Genomic DNA, 20,170 nt, shown 5'->3' with positions numbered 1-20,170 from the left:
ACTGATGCCGTTAACGCATAAATGATGAAGTAGATATGACAACTAAGACGACAAAAAAAGCGAAAGCGAAGCGCAGCCGTGGCCTGTTAGGGCAAATTTGGTCGCTCACTTGGAAACTAGCCTTAATCGGCCTAGCCGTTGTGACCTTCTACAGTATTTACCTCGATCAAATTATTGCCCGCAAGTTTGAGGGGCAAAAATGGCACTTACCCGCGCAGGTATTTAGCCGCTCGATGGCCTTATATCCCGGCGCAGCCGTGAGTCATCCACAGTTAATGGCCGAACTCAAACTCTTAGGTTATCGCAAAGTCGCCAATCCCCGCGAGGTGGGTGAGTTCTCTGCATCCAGCACCAAAATCGAATTATGGCGTCGTCCCTTCTTACATCCTGAGGGCGATCAGGCCGAGCAGCGAGTGATGATTAGCTTCGACAGCGATGGGATCAGCTCGATTGCGCGTATGTCAGATAAGCGCCAGTTGGCGGTATTCCATTTAGAACCTGTATTGCTCGACCGCATTATTGCGGGTGACGGCGAAGACAGATTGTTTGTTCCCACAGAAGAAATGCCCAAGGCGATTGTAAAAGCCCTGCTGCTGGTGGAAGACCGCAGTTTTTACGAGCACCATGGGGTCAACCCCTTCGCGATTCTGCGTGCCGCTTTTGTGAATATCAGTGCGGGTCGTACCGTACAGGGCGGCTCGACACTGACCCAGCAGTTGGCGAAAAACTTCTTCCTCTCGAGCGAGCGCTCTTTACTGCGTAAAATTCGCGAAGCCCTAATGGCGGTGATTATCGATTTTCGTTACAGCAAGGAAGAAATCCTCGAGGCCTACCTCAACGAAGTGTATATGGGGCAAGATAAATCCCGCGCCGTGCATGGGATGGGGCTGGCTTCACAGTTCTATTTTGGTCGACCCATCGGCGAGCTAACCACGGCGCAGCAAGCGTTTTTAGTGGCGGCGATTAAGGGGCCTTCCTATTACAACCCATGGCGTTATCCTGAGCGCAGCCAAGAGCGTCGCGATTTAGTGCTACGTCTCTTGATGGAGTCGGGTGAGCTGAGCACCGCGCAATACAAGGTGGCGGTAGAGTCGCCCTTAGGCTTGCGTAATCCCAATAAACCAGTGCATCAAAAATTACCTGCGTTCTATGCCTTGGTTAAACAAGAGCTTAACGAGCGTTATGGCGATGCGTTATTAAAGCAATCTGGGGTCAAGATTTACACCACACTCGATCCTATGGCGCAGGAAGCCGCCGAAATCGCCGTGACTCAAACCTTTAAGAGCTTAGATAAAGGCAATAAGTCGTTGCAGATTGGTATGGTCGTGACGGACAAATACACTGGCGGTATCGCGGCTATGGTGGGTGATAAGACGCCAGGCTTTGACGGTTATAACCGCGCGGTTGAGATCCGCAGACCCATAGGCTCGCTCATCAAGCCATTTGTGTATGCGACTGCATTGGCGCCAAATAGCCAGTTCACCTTGGCTTCGCCACTTAAAGATCAGCCGATTACCCTAAAGAATGAGCAGGGCAAAACCTGGTCACCGCAGAACTTTGATAAGAAGTTTAGTGGACAAGTCTCCTTGTTAACGGCACTGAAAAAGTCGATGAACGTACCTACGGTGAACCTCGGGATTGCCGTGGGGGTGGATGCGGTGGCAACCACGCTGGCGAAATCTGGCTGGCAAGAGCCGCTTAACGAATACCCGTCTATGCTACTGGGCGCCGTGAATGGCTCGCCCTTAATGGTGGCGCAGGTTTATCAAACGCTGGCCGATTATGGTGCCTATCGCAAACTCACTACAGTGACGGCGGTGCTCGACAGTCACAATCAGCCGTTACCTGTGACCCGCTCACCGAAGGAGCAAGCTATTACGCCGGATACTGATTTCTTGGTGCAATATGCCATGCAGCAAGTGGTACGCTCGGGTACAGCAACGCGCTTAGGCAATGCCTTCCCCGGTGTGGCGCTGGCGGGTAAAACCGGTACCAGTAACGATAGCCGCGACTCTTGGTTCGCCGGTTTTGACGAGCGTAATGTCGCGGCGATTTGGGTAGGACGCGACGATAACGGTAAGACCAGCCTCTACGGTAGCAGTGGCGCGATGGCGGTGTATCAAGCCTTCTTGAAGGAGCGTCCACCGATTGGGCTACGCTCGATTCCGCCAACGGGCGTGATCCAAGGTTACTTTGACCGTGATACCGGTGAAGCTAAGGAGGCGGGATGCCGCAATACCGAGGCATTGCCAGCCCTTAGAGGTACCTATAATCCTGCGAAAAACTGCGGTGAGCCGTTGCAGTGGTGGCAGAAGATTTTAGGTCAGTAATACTTATTCTTGATAGGTAAAGCGATAACAGCGGTGCCGCAAAATGGCACCGCTGTCTTTTAAAAAGAGAGTACCAGATGTATAAAACCGCAGCCGCAGTGCATATCCTTGTTAAACACAAAGAGCAGGCGGAAGATATTATTAAGCAATTGAATAAAGGCGCGAATTTTGGCGCGTTAGCCAAGCGCTATTCCTCATGTCCGTCGGCGAAAAAGGGCGGCGATCTTGGTGAATTTAAGCGTGGGCAAATGGTGCCGCAGTTCGATAAAGTCGCCTTTTCCGGTGAGCTATTAGTGCCACATCTCGTCAAAACCAAGTTTGGTTGGCATGTAGTGAAGGTGCTGTATCGCACTTAATCAGGTAGCGTTGATTGAGTCAATAAGCTACTTATCGACGCATTAAGCTGCATCTCAACACCGCTTATTTTCAAAAAATAGTTCATAGTGCGCGTATCCTGTGTTTTCACGGGATAAACGCGCATACGCAATAATAAGACGTTAGCTTCTGGTATGTATAAATGGATTTAAAACAAACAAATTTGCAGAGCATTCTCGACAGGCTCTATAAGACTGCGTTGACACTACTCCTCCCACAATTAGGATTACTCACCATCGTTGGTTCAAAAAGTGATCAATATACTTTCTTACTGATGTTTATTGTTTTTCTAGCGGTGAATATTCTCATTCCTGTATGGTTACTCCTCTTCAACACTGGGAAATCAAAAATTGATTCATTTTCAATCACAATAGACGACCAGAAAATTCTTGTTTCGACCTATGAGGAAGTCCAGAAGATAGATAAAGCTTCATATTGTGGCTATAAAGTTACCTCGCAGTATCCAAAGAAAATACAGCTCTTAGAGGCTAACGGCGAACATATAGAGTTTAGTTACTACGCGTTAAATAAAGAGCAAAGGAATCGCTTGTTTGATTATTTGGGACCCGCGAAAAGCTAACAATCTGATCTAATCGCTCCCTTCGACGCAGGGACAAAATATTGGCCGCATGGTGAATACGGCTCATATTCTTACCCTAAATTTTGGGTGTTATCCATAAAAGTCTAAAGCCAACGACTTAGAGTAAAAACTAACGCGTTTTTGACCCATTCCGTGTTTCGGCTCGTTGGCTCAATCGAAAATTCCCACTCCTGCAGCCATAAATATTCTTATCTATTTGCCTATGTTTGGCCCTACCGCTAAACGGCTAATAATGTATGGCTATACAGTCGTATTTAAATTTAGGTGTTTTGGTATGATTTCTAGACAAAATCAGTGCGCACTAATTCCATCCGAAATAAATAAAACTCTATAAAATCAGGTGAATATAGTAACTGAATTTTAGTTAATAGGTTTGGAAAACGCGCATGCGCGTTTTCCCAGATGGTGTATTCGTCAGAAAGCTGATAAGTTCTTTGCATACAAATAGTTAACTGTGCGCGTTTTCACTGGTCCAACGAGGTAAACGCGTATGCGCACTAATAAAATGTTAGATTTAAGGAAGGTCATGCCATCTACAGAAAATCATCCAAGCTTTCCTCTGACCATAGACAGGGAGCAAAAAATATGGAGGTACATGGATTTCACAAAATTCATGCATCTTCTGACCACGAAGAGCTTGTGGTTCAATCGAAGTGATAAATTTGAAGATCCATTTGAAGGTAAGTACCCATTAAAAAACTTGCAGCAGATGCGAGGACAAGAATGGGCGGTCATGGAGCATTTAATTGACCATATGAGGCAGTTTACTTACATAAATTGCTGGTATATCTCTAATCATGAATCAGCAGCTATGTGGAAGCTTTACGCACAAACGAGTGAGGCTATCGCAATTCAAACAACCTACGAAAAATTGCACTCTTTGATGCCGGAAGAATGCTTTATAGGTGAATTAACTTATATTGATTACAAAAACGATGTAATTCAAATAAATAATTCATTTAATCCACACATGATAAAAAGAAATGCATTTTCACATGAAAGAGAGTTGAGAGCGTTAATTCAAGACAACAAAACACCATCCAAGGAAAGCCCTGATGGTAACGGAAAAATGCACGACTACTCTGCAGTAAACGACAAATTCGGCCTTTCAGTTTCAGTAAACCCTTTGGATCTCATTCATAACGTATGTGTCGCGCCTATGTCCCCCATTTGGTTTAAGGAGCTGGTCAGAGAAATCTGCATCGATCATGGATTCGAAAAAAATTCTATTATTATTTCTGAGTTAGATGATGAGCCGTATTAATCTAACAATCGCGTCAATTAGGACGCTCGCAAGCTCGCGCCTATTACGCGGGTGTTAACCCATATAAATTTTTATCCGAAATTCACCTGATGCAGCCGATGCCCTGACACACTTTTGTCCCTTTGCTTTTTACGTACATATCGCAAATGGGTAGTTAAAATTGGCATTGGGGCACCAGTGACCGTTGGCGACATGGATGTCGCCGTCGAGCCTATAGGGATATATTCACGGCGAGTCACTGGGGAAACAATGACAATAAACTCCATAAATAGATAAAAAGATTAATCGCTTTTGTCCCCAAACGAGTTACTCATCTTCCTTCAAAACAAACAGGCGACATCGATGTTAAACAGGAGAACCATGGTGATTAGCGAGACGACAGTCCACCTCAAGGCTGCTTCTGGCAGCCATGCTATCGTAGTCTTTAAGATACTATCCGACGCATTAAAAGCGCAGCCAAAGTAGCGACAATGGGTGATATTTTTCGGGTTATTATTTGCTTATTCGATGTGCGGCGATGATGTGCCGTGAAATTACAGGGAGGCGCGATGAGCTTTAACTTTGATACCTACCGTTTTAACACTGAAGATGCGATTCAAGTCTGTGTCGGCGCTTTTGCGCTCGCCGTGCCTATTGGTTTTTCGGAGGAGGCATGGCAACTCGGGGAGACCTTGCCGCTACTGAATCTGCTGATGTTATTGAGTCTGTCGCTGCTGTTCCTCGGGGTATTTACTTACCAGAGTGTGTTCCAACAAAACATTCGTCACCGCCTGCCGGTATTTATTTTTCGGATTGTTATGGCCTATCTGATTAGCGCCTGTGTGGTGAGTTTGGTGCTCCTTTGTCTCGATAAGCTGCCCTTTATTGACGACCCTTTGACCTCCATTAAACGGATTATCGTGATTACTATGCCGGCTTCTATGGGGGCGATTGTGGTGGATAGTTTCGATAAGGAATAGCGCGGGACTTCGTAGAGCGTCGCTCAACTGCTTAGTGACAACTCATGACTTTTGTCACTGGTGCATTTAGGTTATGTTGCACATACTGGATTAAGAGATAAATTCGAAAAGGACCCGTTATGAACGCAGCAACGCTTGCATTACTAATCCCTATTTTTGCCATTGTCGGCGGATATACAGTCGCGATTATGAAGATCCGCGAGCGCGGCAATTCGGTCAGTACTAAGCTTCAGGCCGAAAACCAACTGTTACGCATTGAGCTGGATAAACTGCGCGAGCGGGTTGAGGTGTTAGAACAGCTGGTGACCGACGAGAGTTTTCAGTTAAAGCGCGAATTTAAACGAGTTTAGTCGCAGTGATTGCAGACAGATGATTTACAAGGGCAAACTGGGTTTGCCCTTGTTCGTTTTACGAGGGATTAAAATTTATAGCTGTAACCGAGTGTGACCGTTTGAGGTTTTCCGGCAAAAATAGAGCCGTGTACTCGCGTCGTCATATAGGTTTCATCTAAGAGGTTGTCTACGGTTAAGTACACTTCCTGACTGTGGGTGACAAAGTAACGCGCCGACAAGTCCACTAAGGTTTTGGCCTCAATCACTTCATCTGCGGGAATGGCACCTGCACCTGCTTTGGTTCGCATCTCATCGGTATAACGTGCCGCCACTGTGATTTGCCAGTGTTGCGATTGCACACCTGCTGAAATATACAGTTGGTTTTCAGGTAGATAGGTTAACTTGTAACCCGCTTCAACCTTATCCCAAGTTTCAAACTCAGATTCGAAACTATTGCCAAACTCGGCATCCGTGTAGGTGTAGGCGAGTTTGACTGGAAAACTCATCGCTCCGGTGCGATTAAACTCGTGGGCGAGGCTGAGTTCGAGGCCTTTGACTTCCACTTCGCCTGCGTTGTACTGATTGTCGAGTTTAGTGTCATCACAACCCTGCGCCGCCGTACAGTTTCCATGCATGTTACTGTAATCACTATAGAAACCGATTAACTCTGCATTAAATGCATCTTGATGGTAGCGAACGCCAGCCTCATAGTTCCAGCTCTGTTCTTCTTGCCCCTTAGCATTGCCGGGTGCGGCGGGCGAGAAGCCTTTTTGTACTCCAGCCAGAAGTAATACTTGCTCATTAATCTGGTAAGTTGCTGATAACGAAGGCAGCAGCGCATTGAACTGGCTTTCAACCTGTTTATCGGGATGCCCCTCGCGACCGGGGTTCTTCTTACCCCAATCGCGGCGTTGGGTTTCGACATCTTCCCAGCGCAGGCCGGCGGTAATGGTGAGAGCGTCTAGGCTGATTTTATCCTGCACATAGGCCGCAAATGCCGTGGCGCTATCGACACGGTTAGAGTCGGTGCCCGGGACACCACTCTTAGTGCGTAACATGACACTGTTGGCGTCCATTGCATAACTGTCGGCCCATTGGTATCTGTCCATTTCATCTTCATGGTAGCGAAGACCAAAGGCGAGGTCGTGATCCCCGAGTAACCAATTGAGTTCCGTTTGTATGCCTTGGGCGAGGTAACTGCGATTATTGGCTTTGACATTGACCTCAAGCTCAGAGAGCAGACCCGCATCAAAGTCGGCAGCGTTTTGGATCCCTTTACCACTTAATGACTCGCCACCAACCTTGTCGGCCTTATACCAATTTCGATGAAAATCATTGTAATAGCCAATGCTGCTAAGGCTTAGCGTGTCGCTAAAATCGATAATATGGTTGAGCTGCACTTGCTTATGCTCTGTGGTCATCTGATCTTTTTGCGAGGCCGAATAGCGACTATAGGGCGAGGCCTGATAATCCGCATCGGTCAGACCCATATAGGTTTCGTTAGAGGTCTCATCAGCAAATTTCAATTTGAGTTCAAGGGATTGCTGATATGCGGCCGTGCTGTCGGTGTTCACTCTGATCTTGGCTAAGGCATCATTTTTAGTAAAGCCAGTGTCGCCGCCGACCGTGTTTATCTCCCTAAATCCGTCGGCTTGATAGCGATAAATCTCGGCCACTGCGCCAATGCGCTCGCCTTGTCCGCCCGCATAGGTGTGTAATTTACCGAAGCCATCTTGACCTAAGGCAAGATCAATTTTGCCGGCTAATGCCTCTTGAGGAATTTGTCGAGACAACATGTTAATCACTCCACCCGTGGTGCGGGGGCCATATTTTACCGTTGAGCTTCCCTTAAGGATTTCAACCGATTGCATTCTGCCTGAGGTGGGGAAGTAGTAAGCCGCTGGGGAGGCATAGGGGGCGGGAGCGGCGAGAACACCGTCTTCCATCACGGTAATCTTTTCAGAACGATTTTGCCCCGTGCCACGCATACCAATGTTCGGGCGCAGGCCATAACCATCTTCTTCTTGAATATAAACGCCGGGCACAGAGGCCAAGGTGCGCATAATATCGGAATATTTAAAGGTTTCTAATTCGGCTTCGGTAATTTGATGGGCGCTACCAGGCGTGGTATCGAGGGGATTTTTACTGCCGAAAATACTGATCTGTTCTATTTTTGCGGGGGCTTGGGTGGGCGAATTGGCTTGGGCATTGAAGGCGGTAGTTAATGCGCAGGCCAATAAGCTAAGGCGCATTGGGCTAAGTTGGGTCATTGGGCTCTCCGAATCGGACATGGTGCTTGTCTTTATTTTTTTGCAAACAGGAATTGTTCTCGTTTGCGGCCGCGGAGCTTAGTTTTATTAACTTAAAACCAACTTAAAATTCTTTATCTTTACAAATGTAAGTCAGATGTTACTTTGTTCGTTACCCTAAGAGGATAAGTCATCGGGTGAGTGAAATGCCGAAACTGAGGTAGACTCGTTGCACCTTTGTTATTCGCCCAATATTGAGCCAGTTAAGATCGAGTTTATATGTTCCTATCGCCGTATTTTTCTAAGCCAAATCAATCAATTTCTGTTTCTGCACAACAAGCCAGTGACTTCGCCAAGAAAATCGCCCAAGACTTTAACCCTATCCACGATGTGGGTGCTAAGCGCTTTTGTGTGCCCGGCGACTTGCTGTTTGCCCTCGTCTTAACCCAGTACGGTTTAAGCCAGAACATGAAGTTTACCTTTGCTGGCATGGTCGGTGATGGTGTCGAGCTGCAATTTCCCGAGCAGGTGAGCGACAGTTTTTCGATTTGCGATAACCGCGAGAAAACCTATTTGCAGGTGAGTCGTCAGGGCGATGTGAGTCGCTGCGACGCGCAAACCGAATCCTTTATTCGCAACTATGTGGCGTTTTCGGGACACAATTTTATCGATATCTTGGTGCCTTTGATGAAACAGCATCAAGTGATGATTAACCCCGAGCGTCCCTTAGTGATCTACGAGAGCATGTCATTCGACTTAACCAGTCTCGACTTTGTGGAAGTAAAATTATCGCTAGTACAACAAGATCTTAAGATTGATGGCAAGCGTGGTGATGTGACACTGCACTTCGAGCTGCATAGTGGCGATACCTTCGTCGGTACTGGGATTAAAACCTTAGTCATGAGCGGCCTACGCCCCTACGAAGAGGCGCAAATGCAGCAAATGTGCGCCGCCTATGAAGGGCGTAAAACCGATTTTTAAGCGGTATTTTGAGTCAGACCTATCTCGAGTAAGGCTTATTTTGAGTCAGAACTGAGTGTTCCGGCGAGTGTGGCGCCTAGGATGAACCAAGGCGCCGATAACGGATAAGACTCAATTCAAACCACTTGGGATAACAACAGCTTAAAGTCTGTTATTCCAAGCGTTTAGCTTGGCTCTCTAACTTAACAGTCTAACCACTGAAGTTTGCTAACTTAATTTTCTCCCCGCTTAAGCTTGCTAACCTCTCTTTCCAGCCGTTTTCACACTTAACTTATTAGCTCAGCCATGTAATTTAGTATTGGGTTAAGTCTCTCGCCTATTCCTTAACGCTTGGCCAAAATGGGTTAATCAATAGACAGTTGCGAGACTGTCTCGGCGACATTCTCTGCGCCGGTGCGAATATCGTCCATCACGGCGGTGACTTCCGCTAATTGCTGTTTGCCTTCCTCGGCGATGCGCTCAACCTCGTTCATCATGCTGGTGGCACTGGCAGTCAGTTGGCTGTTCTTATCAACCACGGCAGCAATTTCGCCGGTCGATTTACTGGTTCTCGCCGCTAATTGGCGTACCTCATCGGCCACTACGGCAAAGCCTCGGCCTTGTTCGCCCGCGCGGGCGGCTTCAATAGCGGCATTGAGTGCCAGTAGATTGGTTTGATCGGCAATTGCACTGATGGTTGCCACAATCGCTTGAATACTTTGGGATTGCTCGTTGAGCTTCAGCATAGACTCTGTGGTTTTATGGGTCTGCGCCGCAATAGCATTAGAGGTGTTTACCGTCGCGTCGAGCAACTGCACGCCGCGGTTAGCCTGCTCCACCGTGCTCTGCGAGGTGGCATGGGCGATATTGGCCGCATCTCGAATCGCATGACTCTTGATGATCCTCTGGGTAATGTCACTGGCAAATTTGATCACCTTCACCACTTTACCGTGATCATCCATCACAGGGTTGTAGACGGCCTCAAGCCAAATCGAATCCCCGTAGGCATTTTTACGTTGGAACAGGCCTTTCTTGTATTGCCCGCGTCGCAGGTCATCCCAAAAATGCGGATTGTCCTGATAGAAGTTATCGAAGCAGAATAAACGGTGATGCTTGCCCAGCAGTTGCTCCTTGCTATAACCCATGGTTCTGAGGAAGTTGGCATTGGCATTGAGGATATTGCCCTCGGGGCTGAACTCGATAATCGCCTGGGATTTTTGCAGGGCGGTAAACAGCGCCGCTTGAGCATCTAGCTGGTATTTATCCTCGGTGATCACCGCTGCGGTTTTCATGATCTTTGTGATTTTGCCATCCAGCTTGATGGGGAAATAGGTCGCCCTAAGCCAGATCTCTTGGCCATTCTTATGCACACGGGGGAATTTGCCTTCCTTCGCCTGTCCTTGCTTTAATTCGCGCCAAAACTGTTGATACTCCGAGGAGTTTACATAGTCTGCAGCGCAAAATAATTTGTGGTGTTTACCGACAATCTCGTCCAGTGAGTAGCCTACAGCCTTTAAAAACAGCGGATTCGCGTCGAGTATGATGCCATCGGGGGTAAACTCAATCGTCGCGATACTCGCCTTGATTGAATCGACAACGGCTTCGGCTTCCCTGCGCTTTATTTCGCTTTCTGCTAGGTCTTTACGTAGTGAAGAATTAAACACTGAATACTCCTGATGAGTGGGTTAACTCAAAAACGGCGTTGAGTGCCTAAGCTGCTGATTTAGGCATAGTGTAAATATAGCCATGATTTTACGCGTAAGTGGCTTTTCAACGAAACTTAATGCTGTGAGATAGATACCAAAAGTATCCAAATTAAGATCATTTATTAGCGCAAAAACAAGTGGGTATTTGGCAAGAGAAACTGCTGAGATAACCCCAAGACGCTCAAGGAGCGCCTTGGAGTTAGCGTTGGCCTTAGCTGAGTTTTTCGATTTTGGCGGGCAGCCCTTGCCGCGCCGATGCGCCACTGGCCCAGTCCACCAGCGGGTAGCGACCATGGCGGCTTGGGTCGAACAGATTTAAGTCGTTCATATTGACTCCGACGCGGATCAGCGGATTGGCAGCTATTATTTTGTCATCGATAACTATGTCCCGCGCGCCTAACTCCTTATGGCCATAGCCGTGCTCGATGGCAATGCAGTCGGGATGCACGCCTGCTACACATTCCACTAAAGCCACCATACTGCCATTAGGCGTGCTGATCTTAACCGTGTCTCCGGTATTAATGCCAAAACGTACGGCAGTTTGCTCATTGATGCGCACCGGATTATTGGGGTGCACTTGGCGTAAACGGTCCGAACCTATGCTCATCGAACTCATGGTATGCGACTTATAACTGCTGATCAGCAGCGGCCACTGTGACTTATCGAATGCTTGCTCCAAGGGGGTGCCGTCGGCGAGCGCTGGATGATAACGCCTTGGACAGCCACTCATATATTCGCCGCTTAAGCTGTTGCGCCGACTGCCCACCTCTGGGTTCCACAGCATTAAAGGTTTTGGCCAAACCTTGCTGGGGTTGCCCGCCTCATCGCGACCTGCGCTGATATTCTCAAAGCGGCCGCCACGGGCAAATAAGTAACTGACTTTTTTGACCTCTTCGGGTTTGAGTCTGGCATTGAGTTCCGCTTGAATGCGCCCAACACCACTGAAGTACATATCTTCGGCATTGATATCGGCAACGGGTTTACCAAGGTAGGCCACGTTTGCCGCGCCGTAGAGCGAGAAGTCCGCCGCGCGGCTCAGAGGATGCAGACTGCCATCGGCGGCCTTGACCGCATTGTCACCAAAGCCGGGCAGATTGAGCTTTATCGCCACTTGGCTAAGGAAGGATTCCATACAAATCACATCGCCGTCGGCGGTTTTGGCGACCCTCGGCTCGACAATCGGCCAGCGGCCTGTGGCTTCTTTGGTGAGTGTGCCGTGCCACGCGGCGCTCCAGCCCCAAGATTCATAGGTTAAGGTGTCGGGGACTATGTAGTCCGACAGCGCCGAGGTCTCATTGATAAAGCTGTCGATGCTGATAAATAGCGGTAAGACTTTGGGATCTTTTAATTGTTCACCAATGGCTTCGCCGAGTCCCGCCTGACCATAAATCGGGTTACCCATATGGTTGATCCACGCCTTGAGTCGATAGGGATAACCATGCACCGCCGCGGTTAAATGTTCGCCCAGCAGGGGTGATGAGATGGGGAACCAAGGCTCCTTTGACGGATAGGGCGACTCTCCCGCCTCGACTTTTCGGCGGTACTCAGAGGTTTTTTCGTAGGGAAACTTAGAGCGGGAAAGGAATACACCCTTAGGTTCGACCATGCCGTCAAACTCCTGCAAATTGTACCTTGGACCAGCTCCAAAGGCGGGGAAAGTACCGCCCTTAGCTATAGCGCCGCCCTTAAGATTTAGGTTACCTATCATGGCGTTAAGCATCATAATCGCCCATGCGCTGTAAAAACCGTTAGCACTCATAGTGCCGCCGTGGGAAATCACCGCCGCCTTAGTGCCATGGCTAGTAAACTTGTGGGCGAGGGCGGCAATTTGCGCCTCGCTGATATCACACTCCTTGGCGTAGTCGGCCATCTCGACGCTGCGCGCGGCTTCACTGAGCAGCTGAAAACTCGATTTCACGCTCAGCTCACCCTTTGGCGTATTCACGCTTTGCTCAACCTCAAGCTGCGCCTTGGCGCATTGTCCCGCCGATAGGACCTGCCCAGTAGCGGCATCGACAACCAGTGGAGAATCCTGCTCGCCATAGGCTTTGCCTTCGAAGGGGAGACCGAGATCGCTGGCATACAAATATTGGCCGTATCTGGGGTGATTCGGCGTGCTGATGATTAAGAAGCTGGCATTACTAAAGCCCCGATAACCCGCCGCTTTCGCCGCCTCGGCATTGGGCGCGGTTAAAAACGCACTGGCGTAGCGTTGGTTATCGATAATCCAGCGCAGCATGCCCATGGCGAGTGCGGAGTCGGTTGCGGGGCGAATGGGCAGCCAAGTATTGTTGCCTGCGCAGGGGTGGTTCGAGGTGTTGGGCAGCATGGGCGACACCACCACATAACTGAATTCTCGCCCATCGACTCTAGCATTGGCCAACTGCCGCGCCTGGCGTTTAAAAGGGTTGCCCGACTGCTGCGGCGAGGTACCGATAAACAGCAGAAACTCGCTATTGTCCCAATCGGGCTTAAGGTGGGCGTATTTCTTTAAATCGTCGAGCAGGGCACCCGCACCTGCGCGATAGGTAAAGCCGCAATAGGCGCCGTGGTTGGCAAAATTTCGTGTACCGAAACTATTGAAGGTAAAGCGTTTAATGATGACATCTCGGCCCTCATCAGAGGCGTTTGACACCAATAGCTGGTTGGCCTTGGGGCCATATTCAGGATTATTGGCATCGAGTGGTGTGCTGATATCGCGAATTGCCCTTAAGCCTTCGACATGCCCCTCACCAAATAAGTCACCGCCATCGACGACCTCGGTTAGCAGTTGCTCGAAACTGATGCTTTGCCATTGCCCGCTGCCGCGCGGCCCGACCCGTTTAAGGCATTGGGTGACGCGATAGGGACTATCTAATTGTTCCAACATGGCATTGCCACGGGCGCAGGCGGTTGAGCGCCCCTGTAAGCCCTGCTCCTGATAGGCACTTAAGCCGACTAAGGCGGTTTTGACCGGGGTATCGAAGTCGATATGTTCCCGTGCCGAGAGTGGATGATAGGGATTGCCGCTGATGCGGAGGATTTTATCTGTCTTATTGTCGATACGGGCGCGCACGCCGCATTTGGTCCAGCAGCCGAGACACATGGTATTGGCGATGCGTTGCTCATCGTTGCCAATCAGCTGGCCTGAGGTTAAATCCACTTTATATTCAGGGGTTAGCGAATTGCCATGGATGGGATCTTGGGTGGTCTTGCCCGAACTGCCATTCACCACACCTTTGCCCATTTGCGCTAAGGTATGGCTGTAACCTGCGGCAAATAATCCCACGCCACCCGTCACAGCAGCGCCTTTGATAAAACGACGTTTACTCTTATCCATTACGGACTCCTTAATGCGGTAACTTTTCTTAATGCCAATGCTCTTAATTAAAGCGATGAGGCTCACAAGGTCTGTTGGGTTGAGCGTGGTTGATGGCGAATAAATTCAGACACTAATACCATCAGTGCGAGCCAGAGGCCGAAGGTGCCCGCGATACCTAATAGACCCTCAGGCCCCCATGGCAGTTGATAGAAATAAGTACCCGCGCCGTATTTAGGGTCGGTTTGCGCTTGGATAAGTACAATCCAGCGAAATCCCCATGCCAGATGTACCGCTGTCAGACTGACGACTAACATCAATACCGAGGGGAGGCGGCGCACTGCTAATAGCAATGCCAGCAAAGCGAGGGTGACTAAGACCCAGATGGCGGCCAGTTGCCAGCTTGGGCTGGTGTCTAATAACAGCGCCGCTTCGTGCGCCGAGCCGTTATCGAATAAGGCCCAGCCGATAAGACACAGGGCGAAGAGGCCAAAGCTTGCCCTGACCCATTGCAGTAATCTGTCTTGGGTGCTGGCTTGATAACCGTGCAAAATGCGATTGAGCAGAGCGAGTGTGCCGCAGGCGGCGAGCAGGGCGCTGGTCGCCATCAATGGCGGTAACCAATAGGTATGCCAGAGCGGCCGCGCTTTGATCGCCATGGTCTCCATTCCGGTATAAAGCGCAATGGAGCACGCACTCAATGTGGCGATGAGCGCAATGGGTTTTAGCCATTTATCGCTGCTCCAATTACCGAATCTGAGCCATTGACCGATACGGCTTAACCAATCCGCTTCTTCAGCCGAACTTGTAAGAGAAGACTGCGCCTGAGGCAAATATGGCCGCAGTAATAACCAAGCAAACACTAGACTCGTGCCCGAAAATATCGGCAGTAAAAAGGCGCCGTACCACATCCACGAATACGGCCTGATTTGGGCATAGAAATGCCATGCCCGCAGCGGTTGGTGAAGGTCTGCAAGCAGCGCAATCGGCGCGACTATACCTGCGGTGAGCATCAAGCAGGCGCAGAGCTTGAGCAGTCTGGCATCGGTTTGTTTCGCACTAAATAAATGAATGGTCGCCACCCACACACTGGCGTAGGCCAAACCCATTAAAAAGAAGTATTGTACTGCCCAAGGTAGCCAAGTGATGGCGATATCTGGGGTAAAGATTTCTTTAATGACCATGGTGGATCTCCTCGCCAGTGTCTGTCAGTAGGGTGCGAACGGGGGCTTGGCCGCTGATCCTGTGTTCAAAGGCGCTGTTCATGCCGATATAAAACACTCTAGGTGCCGTATTGGCATCGGGCTTGAGTACCTTGATATCCGCTTGATTCGCTTTGAGTAGTTGGTTGATGTGGCTGTGAGGATCGTTCAGATCGCCAATCACCCTCGCTTCGCCGACACAGGTTTCGACACAGGCGGGTAAGAGTCCTGCTTCGAGCCTGTGGGCGCAGAAGGTGCATTTATCGGCGGTGTTGGTGTCATGGTTGATAAAGCGCGCATCGTAGGGGCAAGCCTGCACACAATAGCCACAACCGACGCACCATTCGTTGTTGACGACCACAATGCCATCTGGGCGTTGGAAGGTGGCGCCCGTGGGGCAAATCGGGATGCAAGGCGGGTTTTCACAGTGATTACACAGTCTTGGCAACATCAAAAATGCGGGGGGCGTAGCTGCATCCTGTTGCGACACTTCGTATTGCTGCACTGTGGTACGAAATTGCCCCAAGGGCGGCAGGTTTTCGAAGGTGCACGCCACGGTACAGGCCTGACAGCCGACGCAGCGGCGCAGGTCAATCACCATGCCGTAGCGTTTGCCCGTAGCTGCAGTTTGAGCCTGTTGGGCTTGCACTTGCACGACGGGAATGAGCGCGGCGCCGACACTCACACTGGCCATTTTTCCGAGAAACTGACGTTTACTCTTGTCCATAGGAATTTCCTTCACTCTTACAGATAAAACGGGTCGAAAGACTTAAGGTTTAGCGTTAGGCGCATTCTGTAAAAGGCGGGGTGGCATCTCTATAGTGGTTTTCCACATATCCGATAGGGACTTGATCTAGCGCAACAAATATCAGTTAGAATGACCTCTCAAAAATTAGGGTTTATGATTTAGCAACAAAATGGATCTCATCCTAGGGCTAAGGAGTATGGGCACAGTGTTGAGTGTTGTCGTATCAACCATCGTATCAATCAAGAGTTGGCGAACGGGATTAACATTCGTCATCGTCTTATTTAGCCTGCTGAGTCTCTCAGTTATGGCTGAATCGGCTGCTCAAGCAACTGAGTTAGGCGCATTAACGGTTGCGCCCGCGGGAGAGCTGATGGATGAAGCTGGTGCTAACTATCAAGTAGTCGATGTGGGCGTATTGGCCATTCGAGGCTATAAGGGCACCATCAATCGTTGGCAACCGCTGATGGGCTGGCTTGAGTCACAAATTCCCAATAGTTACTTTAGGTTGCATCCCTTAAGCCTTGAGGAGCTAGCCAAAGGGGTCGAAACCGAGGGCCTCGATTTTGTGATCACTAACCCCGGACAATCTGTGATGTTGGCGCGGCAGTATTCCCTGTCTTGGCTCGCCACCCTACGAAGCCCTATCAACAATGGAGCGGCTATGCAGGTGGGCTCGGCGCTGGTGGTCAGGGCCGATTCCCCCTATCAAACCTTGCAGGATCTTAAGGGCAAGCGCCTTGGTATTGTCTCTAAAAATGCCTTCGGTGGTTATCTCACTATGGTCTACGAGGCGCAGCTAAAGGGCATAGATTTACCTGATTTTGTTGGGGAAATTGTTCTCTTAGGTTTTCCACTCGATAACTTGGTTTATCAGCTCGGCGCTATAGGTCAGCAGGGGGGGACAAATGAGCTTAGTGGTACAGATGCACCAAGCGGTAAAGCACTAAGCGGTAAAGTACCCAGCGTTAAAGCTCCAGGCTTAGATGCGGCGATTGTGCCCGTGTGTCAGCTTGAGCAAATGCAGGCTGAAGGCTTGATCAACATAAAGGATTATCGGGTACTCGATAATCAGGCGCCCGTTGGGTTCCATTGCCAAGTGTCGAGTCGACTCTATCCCAACTGGTCTATGGCTAAGACCAATCGTGCGACGCAATCCTTAGCCAAGCAGGTGACTCAAGCCCTACTGGCCTTACCCGAAGACAGTCCCGCCGCGAGAGCCGCCGAATCTGCGGGTTGGACTACGGCTGTGAGCCAACTGGCGATCGATCAACTGCTTAAAGATCTCGATATGCATCCTTTGCAAACCCCGTGGTGGCAGCGGGCGTGGCAATGGGTAAAACTGCATCAACATTGGGCTTGGTTAGCGTTGGCGATTTTAGTGTTGCTCAATGTGTACCACTTCTGGCTCGAATATCGTTTTAGTCGCCGTGGACGTGAGTTGATAAACACCCAGAGGCAACTCAGTGAAAACCGTGCCCTGTTGGAACATGCCCAGCGCATCGCGATTGCCGGGGAGTTAGGGGCGAGTCTATCCCATGAACTCAATCAACCGCTGGCGGCGATTGGCCATTACTGCCATGGCGCCGAGGTGCGTTTGCAGCGTGGGACGAGTCCAGAAGAATTACAATCCGTGCTGAGTTTGATTCAGCAAGAGGTCAGCCGCGCTGACAGTATTATCAGCCGTTTGCGTAATTTATTGAAAAAACGGTCAGTCTCAAAACAACCCCTATATTTGCACCAGCTTGTGAACGACACTGCGCCGCTGCTCGCCTATGAGCTGGAGCAGCATCAGATCTTGCTTTCTACCAATATTAGCGGCGAAGCCTATCCATTGCCCTTGGACGAAGTCGGCATGCAGCAGTTACTGCTCAACCTATTGAAAAATGCCGCCGATGCTTGTGTGCAGCGTCAGCAGAGTGAGGTCGATGCGGCAAAAACCTATCTGCCCACTATCGATATCGACCTTAGGTATCAGGACCGTAAGATACTGCTCACGGTGACAGACAACGGTACTGGGCTGACCGAGGATGCCAATCTGCTGATGCAGGCCTTTTATTCGACTAAGTCTGAGGGATTAGGGCTGGGGCTGGTGATCTGCCGTGATATTGCCGAGAGTCATGGTGGCCGCTTTAGTCTCGAAACCGCCCTAGGTGGCGGCTGCCAAGCACAGGTTTCCTTACCCCGTAAACTAGATGGAGCACCAGCATGAGTCATGAATTGCCCGTGTATTTAATCGATGACGATGAGTCGGTGCGCCGCTCACTGCGGTTTATGCTCGAAAGCTATGGCCTGAATATCCACGACTTTGATAGCGCCGAGGCGTTTTTTGCCGCCATCGACTTGAGCGAGCCGGGCTGTGCCTTAGTCGATGTGCGTATGCCTGGCCTCAGCGGGCCGCAGTTACATGCGCAATTAGTGCAATACAATAGTCCGCTGGCGGTGATTTATCTTACTGGCCACGGCGATGTGCCCATGGCGGTGGAGGCGTTAAAACTCGGGGCGGTGGATTTTTTCCAAAAGCCCGCCGATGGCGCCAAGTTGGCCGACGCGGTAGTAAAAGCGCTAGAACATGCCAAGGCGCATTATCAAGATAATCAATATGTAAAAACCTATCTGGCGCTTACGCCACGTGAGCGGGAAATCCTCGCCCTTATCGCAAAAGGCTATAAAAATCAGGAGATTGCCGCTACGTTGTGCATCGCTATGCGCACGGTTGAGATCCACCGCTCCAATCTCATGCGGGGCATGCAGGTTGGCTCGCTTGCCGAGATGATCTTAATCTATGGCCGTATCGCCGAATATTTAAAGGCTTTGGACTCTGATTAATGGCGCGAGAAGCAAAGCTTTGCCGCCAAGCCTTTGCAGCTAAACTCCTGCAACCAAAGATTTAACAGGAAAAAGCGCATCGAAAGATGCGCTTTTTCTATCGGGCTCAATCATGCATATCGAATTAGTTCATTCAACTCAATTAATTCAACTGGAGTGTGCGCCACGCCAGTAATGAGCCATCGTCATTTTGGCTGGTATTAAATAGAAACGCGCTGTAATTGCTACCAAAAATATTGTCGCGACTCAGGCTGGTATCTTGCTGGCCACGGGTCAGATATTCGGGATGGCTGGTGCAAATCTCGGTCGTCAAACTCTCGCTAAAGCCCAGTTGGGAGACCAACTGGTCGTTATTGTTGTTTCGTATCCGAAAGTGCACATGGATAGTGCGCCCCGAGTACCAGCCTGGAAAGCAGGATTTAAAGTTAACTCGCCCCTCGCTGTCGGTCACTTGGGTGCCCCTAAACCATTGGGATTGCAGTGCCTTGCTCGAATTTCCGGTGCAATAGCCACTGTTAAAGCGGCTCTTATCCGCGCTGCCGCTGGTGTCGCCTGAGTAAACGCCAGCGACATTACAATGCCAGACTTCCACCTCTAATCCGCTCAATGGGTTGCAATCTTTATCAATCACTTGAAAACAAATCTGCATAGGCAAACCCGATTCGGCATCCGAAATATCATCCCGATTATCGACTTGGAAATAGCATGGCCCTTCCACCGCCGATTGGGTTAATGCCAGGGCGCAGGCACCGCTGGCGGTGAACAAACTGGTATCGGGGAAATTAACCGTCATACTGGCGGTGCCGCCACTCGCCCAATCGCTCGGTGTCGTTACATCTGTGCCTGCGCCGGTATCCGTGTTGCTATTGTTGCTGCTGTCGTTGGTGCTTTCTTCGGACTCAGAACCGCAGCCGACTAAGCCGACCAAGGGACTCGCGACCAATGTCCAGCCGATGGCTTTGAGTAAGGTGCGGCGCGGTGCGTTGTCTATCGTGGTGTTTAGCATTGTATTAAACGGTGAAGGGGGGCGGGTATTTTTTGTCATTTGGGCTACTCACTTAGCTGGGTTTTATTGTTAACGCTTGCAGTGATTAGTGAATGAAATGTGATTTTGGTTCGGCTTTGATCCCGAGTCTTTCACTGTTTTACCCAAGTTGACAGTTGCTGAAAATGTTAACGGCGGCTAATGCCTCTATATCGGCTCGGAGCGTAGAAACCGAGCGTTTTCCCCTGAGCTTTTATACCCAATGGTGATCTACTGACGTTTTGTTAACCGTTAAATGGATGGGAATTGAGGTAACATTGAGCAGACTTGTTTCG

At 49.8% G+C, this 20,170-nt stretch carries 15 protein-coding genes; 9 read left to right on the top strand and 6 right to left on the bottom strand.

Annotated features, from left to right (window positions below; all coding sequences use genetic code 11):
• Positions 1-35 precede the first annotated feature (35 nt).
• The 6 genes from mrcB (at position 36) to M0415_RS11020 (ending at position 5,879) form a co-directional block, all read left to right on the top strand.
• Positions 36-2,330, top strand: a complete 2,295-nt coding sequence (gene mrcB / locus M0415_RS11045; protein ID WP_249553635.1) for a penicillin-binding protein 1B — start codon at positions 36-38, stop codon at positions 2,328-2,330.
• A gap of 77 nt (positions 2,331-2,407) precedes the next feature.
• Positions 2,408-2,686 carry a peptidylprolyl isomerase gene (locus tag M0415_RS11040; protein WP_011627235.1) on the top strand — a complete coding sequence of 93 codons (279 nt, stop codon included), beginning with the start codon at positions 2,408-2,410 and terminating at the stop codon, positions 2,684-2,686.
• 161 nt (positions 2,687-2,847) lie between these two features.
• Complete coding sequence (locus M0415_RS11035) at positions 2,848-3,285, top strand: hypothetical protein (RefSeq protein ID WP_249553637.1); 438 nt, start codon at positions 2,848-2,850, stop codon at positions 3,283-3,285.
• Between the two features lie 547 nt (positions 3,286-3,832).
• On the top strand, positions 3,833-4,570 hold the full coding sequence (locus M0415_RS11030; RefSeq protein WP_249553639.1) for a hypothetical protein: 738 nt from the start codon (positions 3,833-3,835) through the stop codon (positions 4,568-4,570).
• Positions 4,571-5,118: 548 nt separating this feature from the next.
• Positions 5,119-5,529, top strand: coding sequence for a DUF2391 family protein (locus M0415_RS11025; protein ID WP_011621427.1), 411 nt, complete (start codon positions 5,119-5,121; stop codon positions 5,527-5,529).
• Between the two features lie 119 nt (positions 5,530-5,648).
• Positions 5,649-5,879 carry a hypothetical protein gene (locus tag M0415_RS11020; protein ID WP_011715813.1) on the top strand — a complete coding sequence of 77 codons (231 nt, stop codon included), beginning with the start codon at positions 5,649-5,651 and terminating at the stop codon, positions 5,877-5,879.
• 68 nt (positions 5,880-5,947) lie between these two features.
• On the opposite strand, the gene M0415_RS11015 is transcribed toward M0415_RS11020, so the two are convergent.
• Positions 5,948-8,131: a TonB-dependent receptor family protein gene (locus M0415_RS11015; RefSeq protein WP_249553641.1), complete on the bottom strand. Its 2,184-nt coding sequence runs from the start codon at positions 8,129-8,131 to the stop codon at positions 5,948-5,950.
• A 258-nt stretch (positions 8,132-8,389) separates the two neighbouring features.
• On the opposite strand from M0415_RS11015, the gene M0415_RS11010 reads away from it, so the two are divergent.
• On the top strand, positions 8,390-9,091 hold the full coding sequence (locus M0415_RS11010; protein ID WP_249553643.1) for a DUF3581 domain-containing protein: 702 nt from the start codon (positions 8,390-8,392) through the stop codon (positions 9,089-9,091).
• A gap of 344 nt (positions 9,092-9,435) precedes the next feature.
• On the opposite strand, the gene M0415_RS21455 is transcribed toward M0415_RS11010, so the two are convergent.
• The 4 genes from M0415_RS21455 to dsrO form a co-directional block, all read right to left on the bottom strand.
• The gene (locus tag M0415_RS21455; RefSeq protein ID WP_342190624.1) at positions 9,436-10,734 is read right to left on the bottom strand and encodes a methyl-accepting chemotaxis protein; all 1,299 of its coding nucleotides are present in this window, start codon (positions 10,732-10,734) and stop codon (positions 9,436-9,438) included.
• A 253-nt stretch (positions 10,735-10,987) separates the two neighbouring features.
• Positions 10,988-14,095, bottom strand: a complete 3,108-nt coding sequence (locus M0415_RS10995; protein WP_249553645.1) for a tetrathionate reductase subunit A — start codon at positions 14,093-14,095, stop codon at positions 10,988-10,990.
• Between the two features lie 62 nt (positions 14,096-14,157).
• Positions 14,158-15,258 (bottom strand): NrfD/PsrC family molybdoenzyme membrane anchor subunit, encoded by a 1,101-nt coding sequence (gene nrfD, locus M0415_RS10990; RefSeq protein ID WP_249553647.1) that lies wholly within the window; start codon positions 15,256-15,258, stop codon positions 14,158-14,160.
• Positions 15,248-16,003, bottom strand: coding sequence for a sulfate reduction electron transfer complex DsrMKJOP subunit DsrO (gene dsrO, locus M0415_RS10985; RefSeq protein WP_249553650.1), 756 nt, complete (start codon positions 16,001-16,003; stop codon positions 15,248-15,250). The genes nrfD and dsrO overlap by 11 nt, the downstream gene beginning before the upstream one ends.
• 217 nt (positions 16,004-16,220) lie before the next feature.
• Between dsrO and M0415_RS10980 the strand changes: the two genes are divergently transcribed.
• Both M0415_RS10980 and M0415_RS10975 read left to right on the top strand, forming a co-directional pair.
• The gene (locus tag M0415_RS10980; RefSeq protein ID WP_249553652.1) at positions 16,221-18,233 is read left to right on the top strand and encodes a sensor histidine kinase; all 2,013 of its coding nucleotides are present in this window, start codon (positions 16,221-16,223) and stop codon (positions 18,231-18,233) included.
• Positions 18,230-18,850, top strand: a complete 621-nt coding sequence (locus M0415_RS10975) for a response regulator transcription factor (RefSeq protein WP_249553654.1) — start codon at positions 18,230-18,232, stop codon at positions 18,848-18,850. Before M0415_RS10980 ends, M0415_RS10975 begins: the two co-directional genes overlap by 4 nt.
• A gap of 142 nt (positions 18,851-18,992) precedes the next feature.
• Here M0415_RS10975 and M0415_RS10970 read toward each other — a convergent pair whose 3' ends face one another.
• On the bottom strand, positions 18,993-19,895 hold the full coding sequence (locus M0415_RS10970) for a dioxygenase family protein (protein WP_249553660.1): 903 nt from the start codon (positions 19,893-19,895) through the stop codon (positions 18,993-18,995).
• Positions 19,896-20,170: the final 275 nt, after the last annotated feature.

Source organism: Shewanella sp. 10B, assembly GCF_023475885.1.
Lineage (GTDB): Bacteria > Pseudomonadota > Gammaproteobacteria > Enterobacterales > Shewanellaceae > Shewanella > Shewanella mangrovisoli.
Note: the sequence above shows the minus strand (reverse complement) of the source record. Positions and strands in the feature narration are given on the sequence as shown.